This window comes from Epilithonimonas zeae (assembly GCF_900141765.1).
GTDB classification, from domain to species: Bacteria; Bacteroidota; Bacteroidia; order Flavobacteriales; family Weeksellaceae; genus Epilithonimonas; species Epilithonimonas zeae.
Genome location: NZ_FSRK01000001.1, coordinates 1769751 through 1793775 on the forward strand (window position 1 = coordinate 1769751; position 24025 = coordinate 1793775).

A 24025-nucleotide genomic window follows, 5' to 3' on the forward strand; every position below is an offset into this window, starting at 1 on the left:
GGAGCGTAATTTACGCAACATTTTATTAGTTGCCAATTGTTGGGGTTTGTTACTTTGGATGAAATCAAAAAAAGCACAGACTAATCTGTGCTTTACTACTTAATTATTTAAAACTTTACAACATCTTCAACAATTCCTCCGCTACTTTTTCGGAGGATGCCGGGTTTTGCCCTGTAATCAGTTTGCCATCAACCACAGCGTATGGATGCCAGTCCTCTATTTTGCTGTACACGCCTCCATTTTCTTTCAGCATATCTTCTACAAGGAACGGAACAATGTCAGTCAATTGTACAGCATCTTCCTCTGTATTGGTAAAGCCCGTTACATTCTTACCTTTAACCAGATATTCTCCATCGATTTTTACGTGTCTTAAAACTCCTGGCGCGTGGCATACAAATGCTACAGGCTTATCCGCCTTATAAAAATCTATGATTAATTGCTGAGAAGTTTCATCTTCTGCCAAATCCCACAATGGTCCGTGACCACCTGGATAGAAAACCGCATCATAATCTGCAGGGTTGATTTCTGACAATTTTTTTGTGTTGCTCAGTTGCGCCAATAACTCTCTATCTTCCGCCATTCTGCGAGTTGCATCCGTTTGTGCTGATGGATCTTCACTTTTTGGGTCGATGGGCGGCTGTCCGCCTTTTGGTGATGCTAATGTGATTTCTGCGCCTTCATCAAGTAAAGCGTAATAAGGTGCTGCTAATTCTTCTGTCCAGAATCCTGTTTTCTTACCTGTGTTTCCCAGATCTTCGTGGCTCGTAAGCACGATTAATATTTTCTTGTTCATTTTGATGATTTTTAAAATTTGATAATACAAAATTGAGCCAATCGTCATTAAAAACACAGGACATAAGTCACAAAATCATAGTGACACACGTCACTATTTTCGGGTAATCCGGCTTAATGTTTCTCTGGAAACACCTAGATAAGAGGCTATGATGGTTTTAGGAACCCGTTGGATAAGCGTTGGATATTGCGCCGAGAACTGTTCAAACCGTTCTTTGGCATCGGTCATTAGTAAAGACAAAATTCTTTTCTGCAAAGCCACATACCCCAGACTGTTTTTGACTCTGAAAAAATGCTCCACTTTGTGATTTTCTAAACAAATCTTTTCCAAATCATCTTTGGAAAGTGAATACAGCTCAACATCTTCCAGACAATGGATGCTAGTAACCGACGGCACGCCCGTATAAAACGCCTGAAAATCCGAAATCCACCAGTTTTCCATCGCAAATTGGATGATATGTTCTTTTCCGTGAGTATCAATATAAGAAGCTTTCAGCAAACCTTTGGTAACAAAATAAATGTTGGTAATAGGTTCGTTCTCCTGAATTAGATATTGATGTTTCTTCAGTTTTCTCAACTTAAAATAAGAAGTAAGCGTAGCAAACTCCTCGTCTGATAACGTTATCAATTCCTCAAAATGTTTCCTTAGTTCCAAACTCATTAGTATTGTTTTAGGCTTATAGCCAAAGATAGGGATTGTTTGTGTTTGATATGAAAAAAGCACAGACTTAAAACCTGTGCTTTTTACATTATATTTTCAATTGTTATCGTATTTCTGAAAAAGTCTTCTCTCAAATAGTTCGCATTCGCAAATGATATTATCCTTAATATTTTCACTTGTGAAATACCCAGAACAATCAATAAAAATTTCTTCACCAATTCTAGAAAAATCAATATTATCGCCATTTTCTAAAGTGAAAAATATTGTTAGTTTATCTATCATATTAAAATCGAATCGTGAAAATCTAAGAACATAATTGGAAATCTCTTGTCCCTTCTTAATTGTTATCATTGAGAGATGCTGTTCATCCTTAAGATTTAATGTAATGATCTTTTCATCATTATATGCAAAAGGTGGAAAATTGATATTTTCCCAAAACCCTAGTATTTTTTTTGGATCAGTCTGAAAGCTCATTTTAAATTTCGGTCAAATCAATTGTTATATTTTTCCCACCTATCTTCGCAATCTCAATTAGATTGGTTGTAGTTTTTGATGATGCGTTTTTTAAAGTAATGTGCATCCCCTTTTTTACAACAATTTTAACTATTTCAATAATATTAGATGTTGTCTTTTCTTTTGCATCAATAATCACATTTGTACCAGTATTTACAATTTCGATAATGTTAGATGTTGTTTTTCCCATATTTATATTTGTTTAAAAATTTTTAAGTAAATATTATAAATTTTAATTTCACATATTAAAAACTTAAATTTCGTAGAATAATGTGTCGACTTTTAATGCTTTGAATTCTATTATATCTTAATTTCCATTAATACTTTCATTATTTTTACAGAGGTATTCATAAATATTCATTTTGTAATTCTCATCAACTTCCTTTCTAAATTCACCTGCACTAAAATAAAGAATTGTCTCAATCTTTAATTTTTCAAATATTTCTACAAGATTGGATTTATTTATCTTCCATTTTATACGCAGTATAGTGACAGATTCATTAGGATAAATCGGCGATATTGAATTACTAGAGACTTTAATTTTCGTATCATTTATTTCAGTATAATGATAATTATTGGGATCTCTTATGTCCCAATGAAGATTTACATCAGGACAATTTATAAAATATAAATTTAATTTATAATCCTTTTCGACCATATCACCATCATTTCCTGCGAAAATTTCGATTTGTAAAGTAAAAACTGATTCGTTTTGATCTAAAAGTTGGAATTTAATATCATCGATTTGTAGTTTGGATTTAAGTTTTCTACCATATGAATTCCTAATTTCATATTCTTCCATCATAACAGATTCAAAATTAAATCGTTTATAGAATCGTTTATCTTTAGATAAATGAGGTGCATCCAAACTCTTTGGAATTTTTATCAAGTAAATCGTTTCATTTATATTTTGGGATTTTCTAATTGGATATATATTTATATTTGAAATTCTTCTTTGTATTGAAGAATTGATTACTTGTTCTATCCATTCTTTAGTATAGATATTTCCATCAATAAAATTTATGGCACTTGCTTTATGATTATTTTCTTGAATTCCATAAATTATTATGCCTCCTTCAGAATTTGCAAATGCGGAAATATCTTTAGCAATCTCTTTTCTTTTTCCATCAGATTTATCTAAAGCAGGGGCATCTTTAAAATCTAAATAAATAGATTCTTCAACTTCATTTAAAATTAAATTTTCTATATCTTCAAAAGTATATTCTTCTTTTAAATAAAAATTATCCATATGCTTTTTTTAAATCTAGTTATTGGGTTAATTATTAATAAAGTATTTACATCATTTCTTGTTTTAAAAATACAATTATTAGTGAGATAATTCACAAAAAAACCACCTTCACCCACTTCACAAGTGGCTAAAGGTGGTTGGTCAAGTGGTTGTAACAGGTTAAGAACCGGCTGTAACGATTTCCATAACCGGTTGCAGGTGGTTACCTAAGTGGTCTAGGGCGGTTGTTGACTGCCCAAAGGTGGTTAGGTAAGTGGGTGTGACCACTTGTACAACCGGTCGCAGGTACTTCGAGACCGGTGGCGACCATTTCCGAACCGGGTAAAGGGTGGTTGAGAACCGGGGGTACCCCCTCCCGAACCACCCCCTCTGGACTAATCTTGTTTTTCAGATTCTCCAGGAATGGTGGATGTTGGCGCAATAAAAAACTGCTTCATATCGTCATAGATGACATTGGTGCCAGGAACGTTTTCGCTGGACACATATTTTACATTTCGGTAAAACGTGAGCGAGTTGTGGTAGTTGTCAAAATCCAGCAGAATCTTGGTGTCAGAGAACTGCTCGGTCAGCGAGTTAAGTCTTTGCATACGGCTTTCCATCTGTTGTCTCGCATCATAATCTTTGTCATACTCTGCCTTGTCCAGAAACGGCGGAACATACTGTGGGTACTGCTCCATATAGCCTTTGGCTTTGTTCACAAAGAGTTTGTTCTGCTCGGCGATACTGCCGTACTGCTGGCGCTGTTCTGGCGTCAGATTGATGGTTTTGCCCAGCAATACAGATTCGATAATGCTAATAGCGTCGTCTAGTTTTGTAAGTTCAGCATTCGTGAACTCTACACTGATTAAATTTTCTAGTGCCATTTGTCTTTTTGTTTTTAAAAATTAATATTAAAGTGAATTATAAAGAATATACAGCCAAGTGACAATGCTTGCAGGTATATCAATTATCTAGAGTGTAATTGGGAAATTAATTCTTGTCATTAATCAAATCATTAATCCTTGAAAATATTCCAAAGATTGTCTGAGATGTAATGTTGAGGTTGAATTGTTTTGCTCTTGCAGATTTTACCAAAGTGAAAGCTCGGCAAAAAGGAGATTTTGTAATCATTTTTAATATCATTTGTGTGTAAGACAAATATATTTAAAATATTAATTCAGCAATAATTGGATCAAAAATATTATCAATCCCAGAAAAATTTAAAGAAACAGAGAATGAAAGCCTTACGCCAATGTTGTATCTGAATTGTTTTAAAGGGTCTGAAATTTGCTACCTGACTGGGCTGTGAAAGTTGAGACTTTTATCAGTAGGCATCGGCTTTTTGGATATAATTGTCTCAATTGAATAATATTCTTCATTAATTAAAATTTTAAATATATCATTATGCAAAACATTACACAAACTATTACCAAGTATTCTGCCGCGGCAATGGTTGCTATCTTTTCGCTTTCTCTTCAATCTTGTTCAGAATCTCCAGACCAATTTTTTGGCATTGCAGTTCTGAATACCAATATCATCAATGATTTTGCAACCCCAACTTTGGCAAAACATATCAATGACGAAACGGTAGAATTTGCTGATATCCCTTCCAGTAAGAAGAAAGGCGACGAAGCCATAACAATGGTCAATAACAAAATCGCTTATCTGGAAAAATCTTTGAACGATATCAAAGCACTGAATGCTAATTCTGATGATAGAAAAGCTATCAAAGAAAAGTCTGTAGCGCTGTATAAATACGTCATCCCGGTTTATAAAAACGAATACACCAATTATGCTAAACTCTGCGACAGCAAAGCAGACCAAGCCAAGAAAGACGAAATCATCAGTGTTATTGAACAAAAATATGCGACGAAATTCGAACAGATGTATATCGATCTGATGGATGACGGGAAAGCATTTGCCAAAGAAAACAATCTTAATGTTAATTGGGGGAACTAACAGAATTTGAAAGCGCTTATGAATATTGATGGAAATTAACTTCGAAACAGGATTTTGCCTTTAGATTCTAAGATGTAATTCGTTTCTTTGTCTTTTTAATATCAATTTACTTCAAATCAATATACAATGTCTGAAAGGAAAACATTTAAACTAATCAATTTATATCGTCATACGGCTTTGGTGGAAGCCATCTCCTATTTGATACTGTTGTTTATTGCGATGCCTTTAAAATATATTTGGGATATTCCGGAAGCTGTCAAGTATTTTGGATGGATACACGGTTGGTTGTTTCTTTTCTACTTTGCAGTTCTGATTGTTGCAGCTTTCAAATACCGTTGGAGTATTTTAAGAATTGTCTATTATCTTATAGCATCGGTACTTCCTTTTCTCCCTTTCCTGATTGATAAGAAATTGAAGCAGGAATCTCTGACAGCTCAATAAAAAAAGACCAGCTTCAATAAAGCTGGTCTTTTTTTTATTTGGATTTTATTTGACCAAAACGGTAATAATCTTATCATCTTTACCATCGCCATCTACATCATCATAATCCGATACGAATTGAAACTCATTGTTGGTTCTGCTGACAATTTCTACATTCTCTCCATCAATCGTCATTTTCTTTTCATTATGATTATAAGTGTACGGAACTGTTACAATACCATAATTTTTACAGTCTCCCGCTGAATCAAAATCATAAATGTGTGATGTCATTTTATTGTCAGACCCGAAATCAAAAGTACTGGCTTTATAACAATCAGAATAAGCTGTATTAGAGATGGTTACACCATTGCTGCCAACTACAATTTTCCTAGATGGATTCCAAATACCAACAAGGGAAAACTCCTGAGTATTCTCATCATCTTTAGAGCAAGAACTTGCTAAAAGACCTATGAAACACAATGCTAATAAGATATTCTTTTTCATTTTCATAACTTTTTTACTAAAATAAAGATTTTTTCTTTGATAAAATTATTATTTTAAATCACACTCAAAAAAGCCATCGTATCCACATTATCCGCATAAGTGTCCAAAGAAGGATTTTGCGTTTCTCCAAAACCAATAGATTCTAAACCTAATTCTTGCTTAGCCACAATCGTTTGGATTTCGTCTTTGTTGGTTTCTACAAATTGCTTCACTTCTTCCAAAGTTTCATAACGTGAAAAATTGATCACAGACAACGGACTGAACAACTTCTCATCTTCTTTCAGCATTACAAAATTATTATCCCAGAACTGGTCTTGATTCAACAGATAAATAGCTCTGTTATAATCGTAATTATTCGCATATTTGTTATGATTGATGATATCTTTATAATTGATAAAATTCTCAAACAGACCATCCAGTTTCATTTCTTTTGGAATCAAGATTCGGGTTACATTTCTGCAGCCCAGTCCATAATATCGGAAAATATCATCGGCTAACAATTGTAATTCTTCATTAGTTTCATCGCCTTTCAAAACTGCAACAGACGTTCTGTTTTTTCTGATGATACTCAAACTGTTTTTGAAATAATATTCCAAATATCTTGCAGTATTGTTACTCCCTGTGGCAATCACAGCGTCATATTTTTCTAATCTTTCAACAATATGATATTCGATTTCATTGTTAGAAAAATCATTCCACAATTCTAATAAATAAGGCAGCATCAATCGGTCTTTTGAAGATAATTTGATAACCGGAATATGATTACTCAGAACCACAGAAATAATATCGTGAAACCCAACCAGCGGGATGTTCCCAGCTAATATCAATCCTACTCTTTTAGATGTATTTGATAACTGATATTTGGACAACCAGTTTTCAATATTTTCTTTAGTAAAGAGACTTGCCCATTGTTGTAAGTTATATCTTTGATTCTCTTGTGTGAACCACGGGTTTTCGATTTCAGAACGCTTCATCAGATAAGCCAATCGCTCTTCTTTTTCATTGTAATGCTCATCATCATTTTTAAGGAAATTTCGGATGAATTCTCCTAACTTTTCAAGTCCTGAAATTTTGTATTCGTTCAGCATAGCTGGCTTTTTTTTTGTAATTTTGTGCAAAATTAAAAATAAAATAGCAATGGCTATCAAGATAACTGACGAATGTATCAATTGTGGCGCTTGTGAACCGGAATGTCCGAACACCGCCATCTATGAAGGAGCAGTAGATTGGAAAGCGTCCGAAGGGACGGAACTGAAAGGTATGGTGGTTTTATCTTCCGGACTTTCTGTGAATGCAGATGCTGCACAACAGCCTGTAGAAGACGATTATTACTTCATCGTAACCGACAAATGTACCGAGTGTAAAGGTTTCCACGAGGAGCCTCAATGTGCAGCTGTTTGTCCTGTTGACTGTTGTGTTCCAGATGAAGACAATGTAGAAACAGAAGAAGAATTGTTGGCGAAGAAAGCTTTCCTTCATAATGAATAAATCAAAGCCATTAGCTCTAAGCTTGTGGCTTTTTAAAATTAAATACACTAACACCTAATTACTTATAATAAATGAAAAAACATAATTTTAGCGCAGGCCCTAGTATTCTTCCTCAGGAAGTTTTTCAAAAAGCATCAGAAGCCATCCTTGATTTCAACGGAATTGGTTTGTCTCTTTTGGAAATTTCACATAGAAGCAAAGATTTTGTTGCTGTGATGGACGAGGCTCGTGCTATTGTAAAAAGATTGATGAATCTTGGTGATGATTACGAAGTTCTATATCTACAAGGTGGAGCAAGTCTTCAATTCCTGATGGTTCCTTACAATCTTTTGTCTGTTGACGGAAAAGCAGCTTATACCAATACAGGAACTTGGGCATCTGGTGCGATCAAGGAAGCTAAAATGATTGGTAATGTAGATGTGGTGGCTTCTTCCAAAGAATCTAATTATAATTATATTCCAAAAGATTTTACTGTTGGTTCAGAATATGATTATTTCCACTGTACTTCTAACAATACGATTTTTGGAACTCAGATGAAATCTTTCCCAAAAGTAGATACGCTTTTGGTTTGCGATATGTCTTCCGATATTTTCAGCAGAGAGTTGGATTTTTCTCAATTTGATTTGATTTATGCAGGTGCTCAGAAAAACATGGGTCCGGCTGGAGCAACTTTGGTTGTGGTTAAAAAATCAATTCTTGGAAAAACAGGAAGAACGATTCCAACTTATTTGGATTATTTGGTTCATATCGATAAAGAATCTATGTCTAATACGCCTCCTGTCTTTGCAGTTTATGCTTCGTATTTAACTCTAAAACATTTGGAAGAAAACGGCGGAATTGCAGCTGCTGAAGCTAAAAATAATGCAAAAGCTAAATTGCTTTATGACGAGATTGATAACAATCCTAACTTCAAAGGTGTAGCAGCTATAGAAGACCGTTCTTTTATGAATGTGACTTTCACTTTGACAGACGAGTCTAAGCAAGAAGCTTTTGATACAGCTTGGAAAGCAGCAGGAATCAGCGGACTGAATGGGCACAGAAGTGTTGGCGGTTACAGAGCAAGTATTTACAACGCAATGCCAATCGAAAGCGTACAGGTTTTAGTAGATGTGATGAAAAGTATTTAATCAACTTTTCTCATTATAAATCAGAAACGTCCTTGTTAATTCAGGACGTTTTTTTGTTAAAATAATGTTAATCAGAAGAAAAAGTCGTATCTTAGCCAACCTTGATTTTTAACTCAAACAAGTTAAGGAAACTCAGTAACTAAAGGATTTTTGAATTAAACAATGATTGTATTAGCTAATGATGGACTCTCCGAAACGGGAATTCAACTTTTGAAAGAAGCAGATATTTCGGTTTTGGAAGCCAGAGTATCTCCTGAACATCTAAGCGAATTCATCAATGACAACCAAGTTGATGTTCTTTTGGTAAGAAGTGCCACACAGGTTAGAAAAGACCTGATTGACAAATGTCCCAATCTTAAGATTATCGGACGTGGCGGAATTGGGATGGACAACATTGATGTAGAATATGCAATTGATAAAGGTATCTACATCATCAATACACCAAAAGCGTCTTGCAAATCTGTTGCAGAATTGGTTTTCGCTCATTTCTTTTCATTAGCAAGATTCCTTCACGAGAGTAACAGATTGATGCCCTTGGAAGGAGAAACCAACTTCAATGCACTGAAAAAATCATTCAATAATGCGACAGAACTTTCGGGTAAAACTTTAGGCGTAATCGGAATGGGAAATATCGGAATTGAAGTGATTAAGATGGGTATTTCTCTCGGAATGAAAATCTTAGCTTACAACAGAACACCAAAAACTGAGAATATTCAGCTTAGCTTTTTCGATGGTCAATCTTTGGATTTCGAAATTAAATCTGTAAATTTAGATGAAGTTTTAAAAAATTCGGATTTCATCAGCCTCAATACAGGTCTTACAGATGAATATTTGATAGATTCTGAAGAATTGGAACTAATGAAAGAAGGTGTTTTCATTGCTAATACTGCAAGAGGTGGTGTTATCAATGAAGTAGCACTTTTGGATGCTATTGAAAGTGGAAAAGTCTATGGCGCTGCATTGGATGTTTTTGAAAAAGAACCCACTCCGGAAGTATTAATCCTAATGAATCCTGCTCTATCCCTTTCCCCTCACGTTGGTGGCAACACAATGGATGCCCAAAACAGAATTGGAGAAGAATTAGCACAACAAATTATAAAAATAAAAGCTCAACTATAATATATGCCAGTATTTAAACCATTTAGAGGAATCAGACCAAATCCTGATTTTATTGATGTCTTTCCTACTTATTCTTTGGATAATTTTACGCAGGAAGAAATCAATAAAAAAGCACAGCAGGATGATTCTTATATCCAGATGATAAAGCCTGCGGTCGTAAGTAAATCCAAAGATGTTGATAGAAATCTGAGAAAGATAAGGTCTAACTTCGAAGAATTATTGGATGATAAAAAATTAACTCAAGATGATTCTGCTTATTATTTATACGAGCAGACGCTGCCGGATAAAACAAGTTTCAGAGGATTGATGGGATTGGTAAGTGTAGATGATTTCTGGGAAGGAAAAATCAAAAAGCACGAATCTACAATTACAGAAAGAAGAATGAAAATGGCACATTACCTTGAAAAAGTGGGTGTACAAGCCGAGCCCGTTCTTTTAACTTATCATTCCAATTCCAAAGTCGAATTATTGATGAATCACGAACAGAAGAATGTTCCAATCATCAATTATACCGACGACAAAAAAGTAAGACACAAGATTTGGAGAATCGATAACAGATTGAAGCTTCAACAGTTCAAAGAAGTTCTAGACCCAATCGATTCATTTTATATTGCCGATGGACACCACAGAATTGGGTCTGTTGCAGAGTACGCTAAAAAGCAAAGAGACAAGTACAAAAGGTCTCACGGTACGGAACATTATAACTTTGTTTACAGTTTTATCGTTTCCAACCAATCTATAAAAATCAACGATTACAATCGTCTTCTTAAGGATATCAATGGTTTGTCTGATGAAGAATTCCTTGAGAAACTAAGAGAAGATTTCCAGATTCACGAAAAAGGCGAAACACCTTATTTCCCTTCTCAAAAATTCCACATCAGTATGTATCTTGGCGGCAAATTTTACAGTTTGCACGTGAAGCACAATATCCGTGAGGAAAACAAAGATGGTAATGACCTAGACCATCATCTGGTTGACAAATATATTTTCGAAAATATAATCGGAATCGAAAATGCGAAGCATACCGATAAAATTACTTATCTAAAAGGAACCTCTGATACAGCAGGAATTTCTGAACTAAAAGATAAAGTAGACAGTGGCGATTATAAAGTAGGTTTTGGAATCTATCCTATTAGTTTCTCAGACCTTCTGAAAATTTCTGACAAGGAAATAAAAATGCCACCAAAATGTACTTTGATTGAACCAAAGTTGATTACGGCTCTAGTGATGTATGATATGAAATAGATTTCTACTATATCAATATAAAGGTGACAGTTTTGTTACCTTTTTTATTTGCTCATATTAGTTAATTTAACTTTTTTAAATTGAAATTCAATATCTTAAACAATATATTTTTAATGAAAATCTCAACATGTAAATATAATTAACAATTGTTAATTTTTATCTTTATCTTTACTTCTTAAAACACAAAAGGTATATCTAATTAATAATCAAATATGTACCCAAAAGAATATATCAATTGTGATCAAGAGCCTATTCATATCTGCGGAGAAGTGCAGGAATACGGTTATCTGATAGGTACCCAAAACTCTAAAATAGTTTCCTACAGCGAGAATATTCTAGCGTTCTTTTCTCTCGACTCTTCTATACTTGGCAGAGACATCAAAGTTTTGTTAAGTGAACTAAATCTTGATATCAATTGGAATAATTATTCCAATAACCAAGAATTGGCTATTCAACATTTTGATTTCAAAGATGAAGAATATACTTTAAGTATTCACACCAATAATGAAATCACTTTTTTTGAGATAGAAAAGGTAATCCCAACTCATAAAATCAATAAAGAATATGCGGCAATTCAACATATTCTTAGAAACTCGAATGACGAGAATATCTGGAAAGTTCTTCTGAAAGAAATTCAGGATATTATTGACTTTGACAGAGCAATGATTTATCAATTCTTGTACGATGGCAGCGGTCAGGTTATAGAAGAGTTGGTAAAACCAAATCTTGAAAGCTATCTGCATTTACATTATCCGGAATCTGATATTCCCGCTCAGGCAAGAGCTCTATATCTTAAAAATCCGGTAAGAATCACTTCTCACGTTTCCGGAAAAACCTTTCCAATAGTTGGTGTGATTCCAAGAGAACAAATGGATTTGACTTACAGTGTAACACGTTCGTCCTCTCCTGTTCACAGAGAATATCTCAAAAATGCACACGTAGAATCAAGCTTCAGCACATCAATTATTGTGAATGGAGAATTGTGGGGAATGGTAGCCTGTCAAAATGCAGCCCCCAAACATCTTGATCTGCAATCCAGATTATTGGCAGAAACATTGACTAGAACTTCTGCTAATGCTTTTGCTTCCTATAAATCTCTTGAGACTCTGAAAGAATATCAGAGAATTAATCTTAATAATATTTCACTTCGTCAAAATCTTTTGAGTGAGGAAGATTTTGGAAAAGCTCTGGAGACTAATATCAAAGATATTATGGACAGCTGTGCCGCGGACGGAATGATTATTAAAATAAATAATGAAATCTTAACTGCCGGTAACGTTCCCAATCATTCTGATATTGAGAAAATTATCATTTGGAGCAGAGAGAACAATCATAATTTTGAAGAGAATATTTTCATCACCAACACACTTTGCCAAGATATCAATGTAGAATTGGACAATCCGGAAATCAGTTGTGGAATTATCACTAGTGTTTTAGGAAGCAACACGTCTGATATGTTGATCTGGCTGAGAAAAGAACAAGGTCAGAAAATCAAATGGGCCGGAAAACCTGAAAAAGGAACAGTTTCCGAAATCAAAGATGGTGTGGAAATCATCAAATTCTCGCCAAGAAAATCTTTTGAAGTTTGGAAAGAATATGTAAAAGGAACTTCCCTGCCCTGGAAAATCAAAGAAATAGAATCTGCAAGATGGATTACTTCTGTGATTCTAAAAGCATCACATACCAAATCTTCCCAAATTGTTGACCTTAACAATCAATTAAAAGAACTGAACCAGGAATTAGATTCTTTTTCTCATACGATTTCGCACGATCTCAATACGCCGCTTACTGTCATCAAACTCAATGCGCAAGTGGCAAAAAAGATTCCTGATCCTGAGAATATTCAGAAATCTTTGGATAGTATTATTACTCAGGTTGATATGATGAGCGAGATGATCCGAAATGTTTTGGAATTAAGCAGAATCAAAAAATCTGAAATTGAACTGAAAAGTATTGAAGTTGATGCCTTAATCAATACTCTGGCAGAAGATTCTAAACTAAGTTTCAACTCGCCTCACACAGAAATCATTATCGAAAATACGCCGGAAGTTTTGGGTGACAAAACAATGATTTATCAAGTCTTCGGCAATGTCATCGGCAATGCGGTGAAATATTCTTCCAGATCAGAAAAGCCATTAGTGAAAATAGTTGGTGAAGTCTATGAAGATACAGTAACTTACAAAATCACAGATAACGGAATTGGGATTGATAATAAAGAGTCAAGTAAAATGTTCAAGATTTTCAGCAGAATGAATAATGCGAAGGAATTCAAAGGAAATGGTGTTGGTTTAAGTATCGTTCATCATCTTATGGAAAAAATGGGCGGAAAAATAAGCTATGAAAGTGAAAGCGGAAAAGGAACAACATTTATATTAAATTTTCAAAAACCCAATTATGATTTCAGTATTTCTTAAAGAACAGACGAAACAGCAACACGACGACACAGAAGCAAAATTGCAATCCCAAAAGATTTTTGATAAGTCTTATACTTTAGATGATTATAAAACGCTTTTGATTCATAATTATAAATTAATCAGCAGATACGAACCTCAAATTCAGGAACAATTGAAAGCTTATCCAGAGCTGAAATTGGAATTAAGAAGTAAAATAGGTGCACTTAAAGTTGATTTAAACAATTTGAATATCGAAACTGAAAACGAAAATCCAACTCAAAATCTGGAAAACGAAGCAGAAGCGTTTGGTGCTTTGTACGTAATGGAAGGTTCTACGCTTGGAGGAAATGTCATTGCAAAACAACTTAAAAAGAATCCGGAATTTGAGAATGTAGAATTCAATTATTTTGGAGTTTATGGTGAGAATACGGGACCTTACTGGCAGGAATTCAAATCTATTATTGATGATAAAATTACTGAAGAACAATACAATGATTGTGTTACCGGAGCGAAGAAAGCTTATCAGTTATTAGCATAAAAAAACGGAGCGAAATTAATTCGCTCCGTTTTCTTTTTATTTGTTTCGAAATTATTTCTCGATTTTCACTAATTCTACATCGAAAACTAACCAAGAATTTGGTGGAATAACACCTCCTGCTCCTCTCTCTCCATATCCTAAAGCTGGCGGAATCAACAATGTTGCAGTTTCTCCTTCTTTCAGTAAAAGAATACCTTCATCCCAACCTTTGATTACCTGACCAACTCCAATTGGAATATCGATAGGCTGTCCTCTTTTGAAAGAGTTATCAAACTCTTCTCCATTGATCAGTTTCCCTGCATAATGTACAGCAACTGTTTGTCCCGGAGTTGGGTTGACGCCAGTAGAAGTTTTAGTAATCTTGTAAAAAAGACCAGAAGGCGTAGATTGCATTCCAGCTTTCATTTCGTTGACTAACTTCTCTTGGTTTGCTGCGAACTCTGCCAATTTCTTAGCTTTCTCTTCTTCAGCTTTTGCCAAATAGGCTTTGTTTTTTTCTTCGATTTTTTCTTTTCCTTCAGAGAAGATTTTTGCAGCATCGTAATGCTTGTATGCATCACCTTTACTGAAAACTGCTACCTTTGTCAAAACAACATCAGTTTTTGGTTTGTCCTGAGCACCTTTTTCTACATTAGCAATAGAATCGATAACCGGTAAACCACCCACAACTTTTCCAAAGATTGTATGTCTCCCATCTAACCAAGGTGTTGCAACCTCTGTAATGAAGAACTGAGAACCGTTGGTGTTAGGTCCGGAATTCGCCATAGACAAAATCCCTTTTCCAGTGTGTTGAAGGTCGTTTTTCTCATCAGCAAATTTATATCCAGGATCTCCCATTCCTGTTCCTTGCGGATCTCCACCTTGGATCATAAAATCTTTGATCACTCTGTGGAAAATAGTTCCGTCATAGAAAGGTTCTCCTTTTTTCTTAGATTTGTTCTCGATCTTACCTTCTGCAAGACCAACAAAATTAGCAACAGTTACCGGAGATTTTTCATCTTCGAATTTTACAAGGATATCACCTTTACTTGTTACAAAATTACCATAAAGCCCGTCTGGCAAGCTTTTATAAACTTCTTTGTCTATTTCCAATGTTTTACAATTTAATAGTGTTAATAATGTTATAGAAAGTGCTATAATTTTCTTCATAGTTTATAATATCGTTGGTTATAATACTTTTACTTTAATGATTAAAGGCATATCGTTGGTTATTTTTTTGTTATCGCCATAGGTTCCATAAGCTAAAACCGAAGGTACTAGGATCTCTGCTTCCTCGCCTTTTTTCAAATACCGAATAACATCTTCCACAGCATCCATTTCTACAAAATGTCCGAATTCCACATTCATATTTTGAATTGGAGTATTATACAATTTGGTTCTGTCAAAATCATAGATATCGTATTGATAAGAAATCTTTTCACCGTTATTCTTGCGAGGTTGTTTTTCCAAATCTCCAATATTCACCCAATAATTCATTCCCATTGGATAATATTTTACATCCTGAGCTTTGATCCAGTCTTCTATCTGAGCTCTTTCCAAACTGTTCAGTTCTTTCGTCCTGTTCTTAGAAACTTCCATTTCGCTTTCAGACATATATTGCTCCTCCGAATGATGGGCAGGTGCCTGTTTTGCGCAAGATGCAGCTAATGCGAAAATTGAGATGTAAAATAGTTGTTTCATTTCCAATATTGTTCTTTGAAATATCTCAAAAAACTTTTGCAAAATTAAGAATTTTCAAAGACTTAATTGATATTAAAATAAAAACCGGAAAATTATTTCCGGTTTTCACTTTTCAATTTACTTTTTATTTAATTCTATACACTGTATACATTTTCTTCAACCAAATATCTCCATCCGAAAGGATCTTCAGAATTATTAGTTTGGATATTGACAAGATCTGCCTTCAATTGTGCAGCAAAACTTTCTTCATCAGACAGTTTAGGTAAAGTAAGATGTTCACCTTGGTAGCCTAGGGCTTCAAAGATACTTGTAACAACAGCTGTCCCTACGCCCCAAACTTCTTTCAAAGTTCCGTTTTTCTGAGCTTCGATAACATCAGAAACTTTTACATCTCCAATTACCACTTCAATTCCTCTTTTCTTAGCCAGCTGGATAAAACTATCTCTGGTAACACCATCCAAAATCTTATCCGATGTTTTAGGGGTATAAATAGTATCGTTGATTCTAACAAAAACGTTCATTGTTCCACTTTCTTCAAAATATTCGTGAGAACAATCGTCTGTCCAGATGATTTGCTCATAACCTTCTTCTATAGCCAACTGAGTTGGATAGAAAGAAGCAGCATAATTACCAGCCGCTTTTGCAGCACCTACACCTCCACTTGCCGCTCTGGAATAATGATCAGAAATTTTAACTGATACCGGAGCAGTGTAATAACTTTTTGCAGGTGTTGCTACAATTGCAAACATATATTTTTCAGAGATTCTAGCTTTAAGAGCCTCTTCTGTTGCAAACAACAATGGTCTTATATAAAGTGAGGTTCCTTCTCCTTGCGGAATCCAGTCTCTATCGATATCAACTAAGGCTTTCAACCCTTCCATAAAGATCTCTTCGGAAATCTCAGGAATTGCCAATCTTTTTGCGGATTTGTTAATCCTCTGGAAGTTCTTTTCAGGACGGAAAAGGAATACTTGACCGTTATTATCTTTATAAGCTTTCATACCCTCAAAACAAGCTTGTCCGTAATTCACCCCCATCATTGCTGGGGTAAAACCGATTGGACCATAAGGAACAAGTTGTACATCCCCCCATTTTCCATTCTCATACTCACAAATAATCATATGATCTATGAAAGTGTTGCCGAATGAAAAATTATTAGGATCGAAGGTTGAGATTCTTGGGTTGGTAGATTTTTGAATTATCATTTTTTAATTTTTTGTTGAGGTATTACAAATATATAATAATTTTTTAATAATCAAAATTTATGTTAAATTTGAAAAAAAATACTTTGAAAAGAGAATTAATTAGGACAAGTGACGGGAGTAAAACTTTACTAATCAACGAATTAGAAGAAACTTACCATTCCAAACACGGTGCTTTACAGGAAGCTAATCATGTATTTATCAAAAATGGACTGGATTTAACAAATAGTTACGAAATTAATATTTTAGAGTTAGGTTTTGGAACAGGTCTTAACGTTTTGGTAACATTTGATGCATATTTGCGAAATGATAAAAATCATAAAATCAATTATTTTGGGGTCGAAAAATATCCGATATTTTTTAATGAAGCTTCAGAATTGTCTTATTCTGAATTATTTCCGAACCAAATTGTTAAAGATTTGTCTCTAAAAATTCATGAAAAGCAATGGGAAAAATTAGTTGAATTGGATTCTAATTTTCATCTTAAAAAAATTAAAGATGACTTTTTCAACATAAAAAATATGGATTTACCTCCTATCGATCTAGTTTATTTCGATTGTTTCGGAGCTAGAGTTCAGCCTGATCTCTGGGAAAAAGAGATATTTGAAATAGTTGCTGATAAAATGAAAACCGGAGGCTTATTAACAACTTATTCATCAAAAGGCAGTGTGAGAAGAACTTTGATAGAATTAGGTTTCGAAGTTGAAAAAAAACAAGGTCCTCCCGGAAAAAGAGAAATGATCAATGCCTGGAAGAAATAATTTCCCTAAATTAGGCACTGCAAATCACAATATATGATAGACAAAATCAACATTCGGGTGTATGCACTTTGTATAAAAGACAACAAAGTTCTTGCACTTCATGAAGAATATGCCGGAGATCACCTCCTAAAATTACCTGGCGGCGGATTAGAGTTTGGAGAAAGTACTTTGGAATGCCTTAAAAGAGAGTTTCAGGAAGAACTGAATCTTGAAATTGAAATTAAAGACCATTTTTACACACAAGACGACTTTCTGATTTCCAGATTCCGGGATAATGAGCAACTGATTACAATTTATTATCTTGCTGAAATCTTAAATGAAGAAGATCTTTTAATACTTGATCCTTGTATAGAAAAGACAGAATGGATTCCTTTAGAACGCGAAAATCCTTTTCCTTTACCAATTGACAAGCGCGTTTTCGATATAGCAAAACAAAAATTCCTGAAGTAAGTTTCAGGAATTTTTTATTTAATTTCTTTTGTAATTACTTTACTTCAACGAAATTAACATCGCCGTCGTATTTTTTATCAATAATCAAAATCATTGCAGTTTGAGTCGTATATGATTGGCTTTCACCAACAACTTTCTTGTATTTAATTTCAAGAATATTGCTATTTTTTCGAATAGAAACTGGTTTTAATTCTATACTTTGATTTGAAGGATCTTCGATCTGTGCGACAACAAATTCTTTAGAAAAATCAATTGGTGTGGGTTTCCCCTTATCCCCCATTGTTGTTGCCATTCCAAAAACCTGATCAAATTCTTCCTGAGTTTCAAACTTAGGATCATCAATTGCAGCATCCATATTATTCTTTACAAAATAATTCTTCGCTTCTTTGTAAGGAATTTCTTGATTAAGAATTGAATCTCCTGATTTGACTGATGAATTGCAATTAATTAAAATCAATAATAATGCAATGTATGAAATCAATTTTCTCATAATTATGATGCTTGTTTTTTTATTCTTCTTTCCAATTCTTCTCGCTGATAATCCCTAACAGTTTTTCCTTTTCCATCGTGTCGCCAGCCTGGTGAATAGAAAAGATATTTCAACTTATCTGTAAATTTTAAGTCAGGCTGTTTTAGATCACGTGCTATTTTTTTCCATTCGTAGAAAACAAGATTAACAGGACCTTTGTCTTCCATTTTAGGATAAATTCCGTATTTGATGGGAACTTCGGGAACTTCTTTTTCAAATGTTCCAAAAATTCTGTCCCAAATAATCAGCGCCATTCCCATATTTCTGTCAAGATATCGGATGTTGCATGCGTGGTGAACTCTATGATGAGAAGGCGTGACCATAAACCACTCCAGAAAACCAAGATTCTTAACGGCTTGCGTATGAACCCAAGTCCCATAAACCTGCAATACCGAATATGCCACCATGATATGCCAAGGATTAAATCCTAAAAATGCTAAAGGCGAAAAGTACAAATATCTGTACAACGGTTGTAAAACAGGACTTCTGAAACCTGTCGTGATATTGAAATGATCCGAACTATGATGCGTAATATGAACCGCCCAAAATGCTCTGGAATGATGATCTACATAATGCAAAACATAATAAGCAAAATCCTGCAAAACAAAAACAGCTACAAAATACCAAACATTGAATTCCCAAGTAAAAAGGCGATGATGGTAAAAGAAAAACATCACAGCCATAGAAACACCTTTCATTAGCAAATCCAAACCGTAATTAAGAATTGCCAAATAGACATTGGACAAAACGTCTTTGGTCTCGTATAATTTTTCTCTGTTGAAATGACTGTAAATCATCTCTCCTAAAATCACAATCGCATGGATCGGGATTGACCACATATAGATAATTCCCTGCCCGTTTTCGCTGAAAATTTCGTCTAACATGTTTATTTAGTTTTTATAAATTCCAAAGCAGATCTTCATATTTTTTCAGGATTATTTCTGAAGAAAAACGAGATTTTATAGAAGCTTTGATATTATCTTTATCATCGCTCCTATGAACAGAATGCTTTATTTTTTCAGCAAAATCATCATAATTTTCAATGTTGGAGATTTCGCCGTTGACTTGATCGATAATAATCTCATCAATTCCGCCGGGACAATTATTGGCTAAAGAATAAATACCACAAGTTCCGGCCTCCAATAGTACATTGGGAAAACCTTCATATCTGGAAGATAAAATGAACAGATCCGCAAATTTTAGATATTGATAAGGATTACTTTTCTTTCCATGAAAAATAACGTGATCCAACCCAAGCATTTCTTTCATCTGCAAAAGCATTTCTTTATCTTTTCCATCACCAAGAATATGAAGTAAAATATTCTGATTTTTGAGTCTGGAAAATACTTTCAGAAGATTATCAAATCCTTTTCTAGCTGATAAATTTCCAATAGCAACAACATTTTTATGCTGATGAGAAAATTCCGTTGGACGTTCCGATTGTTTTAGTTTCTCTTCTATAAAGTTGACATCAACAGGATTATTAATTTTAAATAGTTTCTTTTTCTTAATCCCAAAATTCTTGATCAGATCTACTTCCATATCATTACTTTGGGCGATAATCTTATCATAATTATTGTAGAATTTATAGAAAAATTTAATCTCTTTTCTTGTAACGTGCTGAGAAACAACATTAGTTTCTCTTGCGATGAATTTAGTTTTTGGGAAAAGTTTTATGAATAATGATAGATAAGCATTCACTTCCCCAAAGCCAGAAAACACAATATCTGGTTTCCTACGCTTAATTTCCAGAAGAATTGGTTTTAAAGAATGTCTAATCCTTGGTGTATGGATATCAATAATTTCCACATCTGGCTTCAACAGGTCTAGATAAGCACCTTCTTTTCTTAATAAAAGAATCGCTGGTGAAAATTTGTCTCTGGGAAGATGATTGGCAATTGTAGTTACAATACGCTCTGCTCCTCCTGTTTCCAAATCGGGTAATATGAAAATGATTGATTTTTTCATAACTCAAAATTACAAAACCGAAATGGTAAATCCTATAAATAAAAATACCGGAACAAGTCCGGCATTTTATTTATTTTAATTAGCTACATCACTAATAAATTTGATTCTTAGAATCCTTACTTCTTCATCAGTCAAATCGTCGCCATATTCTGCAAGCAAAGTTTTCATACTGTCACTTTCTGAGTTTTTCATAAAATCCATAAACTCCTCAACAATATCTTCATCAAAATTCTCATCAATATAATAATCGATATTCAGTTTTGTACCTTGATAAATGATACTTTCCATTTCAGAAAGAAGCTCTGTCATCGAGAGATTTTTTGCCTTTGCAATATCCTCCAGATCGATCTTTTTATCGGTATTTTGAATGATAAAAACTTTGTGGCTGGATTTGTTGGCCACCTGTTTCATCACCATATCCTGAGTTCTTTCTATCTCATTATCCTCTACATATTTTTTGATAAAGTCAGCAAATTCTTTTCCGTACTTTCTGGCTTTTCCTTCACCAACACCATAGATTTTTGCAACTTCTTCTACAGTTATTGGATATTGTACCGTCATATCTTCCAGACTTGGATCCATAAAAACCGTATAAGGTGGAATCCCGTGTTTTTTAGCAACAGTTTTACGGAGTTCTTTCAACTGACCAAATAATAATTGATCCAATCCGCCTCCAGCTTGAGTTTGAACCTGTTCACTATCCGCTTTTGACTTAGATTGCACAAGATCATATTCTCTGTCTTCTGCTATGAAGAATGATTGTTTGTTTTTACCGTTGATGAATTCATTTCCTTTTTCAGAAATTTTCAAAACACCGTAAGTTTCAATATCTTTTCTAAGAAAATCCTGAACAGTTGCTTGTCTGATAATAGATTTCCAATAGTTATCACTTTCAGCTTTTCCGAATCCGAAAAATTCTGTCTGTTCCAATTTATAAGATTTGGTAACCGCAGATTCTTTTCCTGCAATAATGGAAATCAAATCTTTTGTGCGGAATTTTTCTCCCAAAGATTTGATCATCTCCAAAACTTTTTTCAAGTCCTGTGCTGCATCTTTTAGTTTTGGTGGATTTTGAGAATTATCACACATTAGAGCACCTTCACCTTTTACCGGGTCAAATTTTTCTCCAAAATAATAAAGCAAATATTGTCTTCTGCTCATCGAGGTTTCTGCATAACCAACAACTTCATTCAGAAGCTGAAGACCAATCTCTCTTTCCGAAACTGGTTTTTGAGCTAAGAATTTTTCTAATTTCTCAATATCTTTTGGATCGTAGAAAGCCAGACAATGTCCTTCTCCTCCATCTCTGCCTGCACGACCAGTTTCCTGATAATAACTTTCCAAAGATTTCGGAATATCATAATGAATTACAAATCGAACATCCGGCTTATCAATTCCCATCCCGAATGCAATAGTTGCTACAATCACGTCGGCTTCTTCCATCAAGAATTTATCCTGATTAGCTACTCTTAATTTTTGATCCAATCCAGCGTGATAAGGCAGAGCATTCACTCCATTAACTTGCAAAAGCTGAGCAAATTCTTCAACTTTTCTTCTGCTAAGACAATAGACAATTCCGGATTTCCCTTTATGTTGATTGATGAATCTTAAAATTTCTTTATCTACATTGACTTTCGGGCGGATTTCGTAAAACAAATTAGCTCTGTTAAAACTTTCCTTGAAAACCAAAGCATTATTCATCCCCAAAGTTTTCTGAATATCATCCTGAACTTTTGGTGTTGCAGTAGCCGTTAAAGCAATAACAGGTACATCAGCAATCTTATCAATTATACCTTTTAGGTTTCTATATTCTGGGCGAAAATCGTGTCCCCATTCCGAGATACAGTGCGCCTCGTCTATCGCAACAAAAGATATTTTCACTGCTTTTAGAAACTCAAGATATTCTTCTTTGATGAGAGATTCCGGAGCGACGTAAAGCAATTTGGTTTTACCGGCTGTGATGTCATCCATCACCTGTTTGGTCTGGGTTTTATTAAGAGAAGAATTCAGAACATGGGCAACACCTTCGTCTGAAGATAAACCGTTGACAGCATCTACTTGATTTTTCATCAATGCAATCAATGGTGAAACTACAATCGCTGTTCCTTCAGAAATCAATGCCGGAAGCTGATAACAAAGTGATTTTCCACCACCAGTCGGCATCAAAACAAATATATCTTTGCCGCCGAGAAGTTCTTGTATAATCTGCTCTTGCTGACCTTTGAATTTTGAAAATCCGAAATATTTTTTGAGTTCAGCAGATAAGTTGATGTCTTTTGTGTCCATCCTTTAATATAGTTTGCTAAATTTGCATTTTATTGAAGGTTATACATTAATGGTAAATATCCTAAGTTTTAGGGATAAAAAAATGAAGCTAAAAAACTTCATTTTGTTCTGTTAAAATATTAGCGTGAAGATACAAAATATATATTATTAAAAAAAATAATTAAATACTTTAAAAGTTTTGGATTCAAAAGATATAATAGCAAATGCCCATCTGGCGCTGGATATAGAAATCAGTGAGTTGAACAATCTCAGAAACCGATTGGATGACAGTTTTATAAAAAGCGTTTTGACTATTAATGAAGCCAAAGGAAAATTGATTATTGTTGGAATAGGAAAATCTGCGCACGTTGCTAATAAAATTGTTGCTACGCTAAATTCAACAGGAACACCTTCGCAATTCCTTCACGCTGCCGAAGCTATCCATGGCGACCTTGGCGTGATTCAGAAACAAGATGTTGTTTTATGTATTTCTTATTCCGGAAATTCTCCGGAGATTGTGAATCTTCTACCATTCTTAAAAGAATATTCATCTGCTTTAATCGGAATGACCGGAAATCCCGAAAGTAAACTGGGAAAAGCTTCTGACATCATTCTGAATACACATGTAGAAAAAGAAGCTTGCCCTAATAAATTAGCTCCTACAAGCTCTACAACAGTTCAAATGGCTTTAGGAGACGCTTTAGCGGTTTGCTTGATGGAACTGAACGGTTTTAAAGATATCGATTTCGCTAAATTTCATCCGGGTGGAAGTCTCGGTAAAAATCTGACGGCAAAAGTGGAACAATTCGTTTCTCAGAATAAACCGGAGGTTTCGCCAGAATCAGGAATCAGAGATGTGATTATTTCTGTAAGCGGTTCAAAACACGGAATTACTGTCGTTATTGAAAGCGAAAACATTATGGGCGTAATTACTGATGGTGATATCCGAAGAATGCTCCTGAATCAAGATGATATTTCTAAAGTTAAAGCGTCTGATATCATTAGTAAAAATCCAAAATCCATCGATAAAAATCAATTAGCAAAAGAAGCTATGCAGATTTTGAAAGAATACAATATTGGTCAATTAATCGTGACAGATAACGGAAAATACTATGGAATTATCGATATCCATACTTTATTAGATGAAGGAATCAATTAATTTACAGAGTTTTGAAGTCAATCA

At 34.3% G+C, this 24025-nt stretch carries 27 protein-coding genes; 11 read left to right on the plus strand and 16 right to left on the minus strand.

The features are described from left to right. Nucleotides 1–115 precede the first annotated feature (115 nt). The 7 genes from BUR19_RS08135 to BUR19_RS18945 form a co-directional block, all read right to left on the minus strand. Entirely contained in the window at nucleotides 116–793 is a 678-nt protein-coding gene (locus BUR19_RS08135) for a type 1 glutamine amidotransferase domain-containing protein (RefSeq protein WP_083600767.1), read from the minus strand. Nucleotides 794–886: 93 nt separating this feature from the next. After that, on the minus strand, nucleotides 887–1453 hold the full coding sequence (locus BUR19_RS08140) for a Crp/Fnr family transcriptional regulator (protein WP_074234656.1): 567 nt from the start codon (nucleotides 1451–1453) through the stop codon (nucleotides 887–889). A 96-nt stretch (nucleotides 1454–1549) separates the two neighbouring features. Beyond that, a complete protein-coding gene (locus BUR19_RS08145; protein WP_074234657.1) occupies nucleotides 1550–1927 on the minus strand; it encodes a hypothetical protein in 378 nt (125 codons plus the stop codon). 1 nt (nucleotide 1928) lies between these two features. After that, on the minus strand, nucleotides 1929–2156 hold the full coding sequence (locus BUR19_RS08150) for a hypothetical protein (RefSeq protein WP_074234659.1): 228 nt from the start codon (nucleotides 2154–2156) through the stop codon (nucleotides 1929–1931). Between the two features lie 117 nt (nucleotides 2157–2273). Then, entirely contained in the window at nucleotides 2274–3215 is a 942-nt protein-coding gene (locus tag BUR19_RS08155) for an AlbA family DNA-binding domain-containing protein (RefSeq protein WP_074234661.1), read from the minus strand. 374 nt (nucleotides 3216–3589) lie between these two features. Then, the gene (locus BUR19_RS08160; RefSeq protein ID WP_074234663.1) at nucleotides 3590–4078 is read right to left on the minus strand and encodes a hypothetical protein; all 489 of its coding nucleotides are present in this window, start codon (nucleotides 4076–4078) and stop codon (nucleotides 3590–3592) included. A gap of 106 nt (nucleotides 4079–4184) precedes the next feature. Further along, nucleotides 4185–4325: a hypothetical protein gene (locus tag BUR19_RS18945; RefSeq protein ID WP_175565884.1), complete on the minus strand. Its 141-nt coding sequence runs from the start codon at nucleotides 4323–4325 to the stop codon at nucleotides 4185–4187. A 273-nt stretch (nucleotides 4326–4598) separates the two neighbouring features. Between BUR19_RS18945 and BUR19_RS08165 the strand changes: the two genes are divergently transcribed. After that, on the plus strand, nucleotides 4599–5153 hold the full coding sequence (locus BUR19_RS08165) for a hypothetical protein (protein ID WP_074234665.1): 555 nt from the start codon (nucleotides 4599–4601) through the stop codon (nucleotides 5151–5153). A 126-nt stretch (nucleotides 5154–5279) separates the two neighbouring features. Continuing rightward, nucleotides 5280–5594: a DUF3817 domain-containing protein gene (locus tag BUR19_RS08170; protein ID WP_074234666.1), complete on the plus strand. Its 315-nt coding sequence runs from the start codon at nucleotides 5280–5282 to the stop codon at nucleotides 5592–5594. Nucleotides 5595–5639: 45 nt separating this feature from the next. Here the strand turns inward: BUR19_RS08170 and BUR19_RS08175 are convergent, their stop codons facing one another. Continuing rightward, nucleotides 5640–6077: a lipocalin-like domain-containing protein gene (locus BUR19_RS08175; protein WP_175565885.1), complete on the minus strand. Its 438-nt coding sequence runs from the start codon at nucleotides 6075–6077 to the stop codon at nucleotides 5640–5642. A 53-nt stretch (nucleotides 6078–6130) separates the two neighbouring features. After that, nucleotides 6131–7165: an acyl-CoA reductase gene (locus BUR19_RS08180; protein WP_074234671.1), complete on the minus strand. Its 1035-nt coding sequence runs from the start codon at nucleotides 7163–7165 to the stop codon at nucleotides 6131–6133. A gap of 49 nt (nucleotides 7166–7214) precedes the next feature. Here BUR19_RS08180 and BUR19_RS08185 point away from each other — a divergent pair, with 49 nt between their 5' ends. From BUR19_RS08185 to BUR19_RS08210, 6 genes are all read left to right on the plus strand, one after another. Beyond that, on the plus strand, nucleotides 7215–7565 hold the full coding sequence (locus BUR19_RS08185; RefSeq protein WP_074234673.1) for a 4Fe-4S dicluster domain-containing protein: 351 nt from the start codon (nucleotides 7215–7217) through the stop codon (nucleotides 7563–7565). Between the two features lie 71 nt (nucleotides 7566–7636). Then, nucleotides 7637–8692 carry a 3-phosphoserine/phosphohydroxythreonine transaminase gene (serC, locus tag BUR19_RS08190; protein ID WP_074234674.1) on the plus strand — a complete coding sequence of 352 codons (1056 nt, stop codon included), beginning with the start codon at nucleotides 7637–7639 and terminating at the stop codon, nucleotides 8690–8692. A gap of 162 nt (nucleotides 8693–8854) precedes the next feature. Further along, nucleotides 8855–9811, plus strand: coding sequence for a D-2-hydroxyacid dehydrogenase (locus BUR19_RS08195; protein ID WP_074234677.1), 957 nt, complete (start codon nucleotides 8855–8857; stop codon nucleotides 9809–9811). 3 nt (nucleotides 9812–9814) lie between these two features. Beyond that, nucleotides 9815–11056, plus strand: coding sequence for a DUF1015 domain-containing protein (locus tag BUR19_RS08200; RefSeq protein WP_074234679.1), 1242 nt, complete (start codon nucleotides 9815–9817; stop codon nucleotides 11054–11056). A gap of 212 nt (nucleotides 11057–11268) precedes the next feature. Further along, nucleotides 11269–13470 carry an ATP-binding protein gene (locus tag BUR19_RS08205; RefSeq protein WP_074234682.1) on the plus strand — a complete coding sequence of 734 codons (2202 nt, stop codon included), beginning with the start codon at nucleotides 11269–11271 and terminating at the stop codon, nucleotides 13468–13470. Continuing rightward, entirely contained in the window at nucleotides 13451–13987 is a 537-nt protein-coding gene (locus BUR19_RS08210) for a biliverdin-producing heme oxygenase (RefSeq protein WP_074234684.1), read from the plus strand. Before BUR19_RS08205 ends, BUR19_RS08210 begins: the two co-directional genes overlap by 20 nt. Nucleotides 13988–14038: 51 nt before the next feature. Here BUR19_RS08210 and BUR19_RS08215 read toward each other — a convergent pair whose 3' ends face one another. The 3 genes from BUR19_RS08215 to BUR19_RS08225 all read right to left on the minus strand — a co-directional run bounded on the left by BUR19_RS08215 (nucleotide 14039) and on the right by BUR19_RS08225 (nucleotide 16872). Next, nucleotides 14039–15136, minus strand: coding sequence for a peptidylprolyl isomerase (locus BUR19_RS08215; protein ID WP_074234685.1), 1098 nt, complete (start codon nucleotides 15134–15136; stop codon nucleotides 14039–14041). A gap of 18 nt (nucleotides 15137–15154) precedes the next feature. Beyond that, nucleotides 15155–15667: an FKBP-type peptidyl-prolyl cis-trans isomerase gene (locus BUR19_RS08220; protein ID WP_074234687.1), complete on the minus strand. Its 513-nt coding sequence runs from the start codon at nucleotides 15665–15667 to the stop codon at nucleotides 15155–15157. A gap of 134 nt (nucleotides 15668–15801) precedes the next feature. Continuing rightward, the gene (locus tag BUR19_RS08225) at nucleotides 15802–16872 is read right to left on the minus strand and encodes a branched-chain amino acid aminotransferase (RefSeq protein ID WP_074234689.1); all 1071 of its coding nucleotides are present in this window, start codon (nucleotides 16870–16872) and stop codon (nucleotides 15802–15804) included. Between the two features lie 83 nt (nucleotides 16873–16955). On the opposite strand from BUR19_RS08225, the gene mnmD reads away from it, so the two are divergent. Next, nucleotides 16956–17630 (plus strand): tRNA (5-methylaminomethyl-2-thiouridine)(34)-methyltransferase MnmD, encoded by a 675-nt coding sequence (mnmD, locus tag BUR19_RS08230; RefSeq protein WP_074235603.1) that lies wholly within the window; start codon nucleotides 16956–16958, stop codon nucleotides 17628–17630. A 33-nt stretch (nucleotides 17631–17663) separates the two neighbouring features. Continuing rightward, complete coding sequence (locus BUR19_RS08235; RefSeq protein WP_074234691.1) at nucleotides 17664–18080, plus strand: NUDIX domain-containing protein; 417 nt, start codon at nucleotides 17664–17666, stop codon at nucleotides 18078–18080. Between the two features lie 34 nt (nucleotides 18081–18114). On the opposite strand, the gene BUR19_RS08240 is transcribed toward BUR19_RS08235, so the two are convergent. The 4 genes from BUR19_RS08240 to recQ all read right to left on the minus strand — a co-directional run bounded on the left by BUR19_RS08240 (nucleotide 18115) and on the right by recQ (nucleotide 22863). After that, on the minus strand, nucleotides 18115–18570 hold the full coding sequence (locus BUR19_RS08240; RefSeq protein WP_074234694.1) for a hypothetical protein: 456 nt from the start codon (nucleotides 18568–18570) through the stop codon (nucleotides 18115–18117). Nucleotides 18571–18572: 2 nt separating this feature from the next. After that, complete coding sequence (locus tag BUR19_RS08245; protein ID WP_074234696.1) at nucleotides 18573–19493, minus strand: sterol desaturase family protein; 921 nt, start codon at nucleotides 19491–19493, stop codon at nucleotides 18573–18575. A 13-nt stretch (nucleotides 19494–19506) separates the two neighbouring features. Further along, complete coding sequence (locus BUR19_RS08250; RefSeq protein ID WP_074234699.1) at nucleotides 19507–20577, minus strand: glycosyltransferase; 1071 nt, start codon at nucleotides 20575–20577, stop codon at nucleotides 19507–19509. Nucleotides 20578–20652: 75 nt separating this feature from the next. Continuing rightward, entirely contained in the window at nucleotides 20653–22863 is a 2211-nt protein-coding gene (gene recQ / locus BUR19_RS08255) for a DNA helicase RecQ (protein WP_074234701.1), read from the minus strand. Nucleotides 22864–23041: 178 nt separating this feature from the next. Between recQ and BUR19_RS08260 the strand changes: the two genes are divergently transcribed. Continuing rightward, nucleotides 23042–24001 carry a KpsF/GutQ family sugar-phosphate isomerase gene (locus BUR19_RS08260; RefSeq protein ID WP_074234704.1) on the plus strand — a complete coding sequence of 320 codons (960 nt, stop codon included), beginning with the start codon at nucleotides 23042–23044 and terminating at the stop codon, nucleotides 23999–24001. The last annotated feature ends 24 nt before the right edge of the window (nucleotides 24002–24025 follow it).

Bases quoted from the DNA above. Each gene is read 5' to 3' on its own strand.
- BUR19_RS08135 (WP_083600767.1), bottom strand. From the start codon at position 793: ATGAACAAGAAAATATTAATCGTGCTTACGAGCCACGAAGATCTGGGA.
- BUR19_RS08140 (WP_074234656.1), bottom strand. From the start codon at position 1,453: ATGAGTTTGGAACTAAGGAAACATTTTGAGGAATTGATAACGTTATCA.
- BUR19_RS08145 (WP_074234657.1), bottom strand. From the start codon at position 1,927: ATGAGCTTTCAGACTGATCCAAAAAAAATACTAGGGTTTTGGGAAAAT.
- BUR19_RS08150 (WP_074234659.1), bottom strand. From the start codon at position 2,156: ATGGGAAAAACAACATCTAACATTATCGAAATTGTAAATACTGGTACA.
- BUR19_RS08155 (WP_074234661.1), bottom strand. From the start codon at position 3,215: ATGGATAATTTTTATTTAAAAGAAGAATATACTTTTGAAGATATAGAA.
- BUR19_RS08160 (WP_074234663.1), bottom strand. From the start codon at position 4,078: ATGGCACTAGAAAATTTAATCAGTGTAGAGTTCACGAATGCTGAACTT.
- BUR19_RS18945 (WP_175565884.1), bottom strand. From the start codon at position 4,325: ATGATTACAAAATCTCCTTTTTGCCGAGCTTTCACTTTGGTAAAATCT.
- BUR19_RS08165 (WP_074234665.1), top strand. From the start codon at position 4,599: ATGCAAAACATTACACAAACTATTACCAAGTATTCTGCCGCGGCAATG.
- BUR19_RS08170 (WP_074234666.1), top strand. From the start codon at position 5,280: ATGTCTGAAAGGAAAACATTTAAACTAATCAATTTATATCGTCATACG.
- BUR19_RS08175 (WP_175565885.1), bottom strand. From the start codon at position 6,077: ATGAAAAAGAATATCTTATTAGCATTGTGTTTCATAGGTCTTTTAGCA.
- BUR19_RS08180 (WP_074234671.1), bottom strand. From the start codon at position 7,165: ATGCTGAACGAATACAAAATTTCAGGACTTGAAAAGTTAGGAGAATTC.
- BUR19_RS08185 (WP_074234673.1), top strand. From the start codon at position 7,215: ATGGCTATCAAGATAACTGACGAATGTATCAATTGTGGCGCTTGTGAA.
- serC (WP_074234674.1), top strand. From the start codon at position 7,637: ATGAAAAAACATAATTTTAGCGCAGGCCCTAGTATTCTTCCTCAGGAA.
- BUR19_RS08195 (WP_074234677.1), top strand. From the start codon at position 8,855: ATGATTGTATTAGCTAATGATGGACTCTCCGAAACGGGAATTCAACTT.
- BUR19_RS08200 (WP_074234679.1), top strand. From the start codon at position 9,815: ATGCCAGTATTTAAACCATTTAGAGGAATCAGACCAAATCCTGATTTT.
- BUR19_RS08205 (WP_074234682.1), top strand. From the start codon at position 11,269: ATGTACCCAAAAGAATATATCAATTGTGATCAAGAGCCTATTCATATC.
- BUR19_RS08210 (WP_074234684.1), top strand. From the start codon at position 13,451: ATGATTTCAGTATTTCTTAAAGAACAGACGAAACAGCAACACGACGAC.
- BUR19_RS08215 (WP_074234685.1), bottom strand. From the start codon at position 15,136: ATGAAGAAAATTATAGCACTTTCTATAACATTATTAACACTATTAAAT.
- BUR19_RS08220 (WP_074234687.1), bottom strand. From the start codon at position 15,667: ATGAAACAACTATTTTACATCTCAATTTTCGCATTAGCTGCATCTTGC.
- BUR19_RS08225 (WP_074234689.1), bottom strand. From the start codon at position 16,872: ATGATAATTCAAAAATCTACCAACCCAAGAATCTCAACCTTCGATCCT.
- BUR19_RS08235 (WP_074234691.1), top strand. From the start codon at position 17,664: ATGATAGACAAAATCAACATTCGGGTGTATGCACTTTGTATAAAAGAC.
- BUR19_RS08240 (WP_074234694.1), bottom strand. From the start codon at position 18,570: ATGAGAAAATTGATTTCATACATTGCATTATTATTGATTTTAATTAAT.
- BUR19_RS08245 (WP_074234696.1), bottom strand. From the start codon at position 19,493: ATGTTAGACGAAATTTTCAGCGAAAACGGGCAGGGAATTATCTATATG.
- BUR19_RS08250 (WP_074234699.1), bottom strand. From the start codon at position 20,577: ATGAAAAAATCAATCATTTTCATATTACCCGATTTGGAAACAGGAGGA.
- recQ (WP_074234701.1), bottom strand. From the start codon at position 22,863: ATGGACACAAAAGACATCAACTTATCTGCTGAACTCAAAAAATATTTC.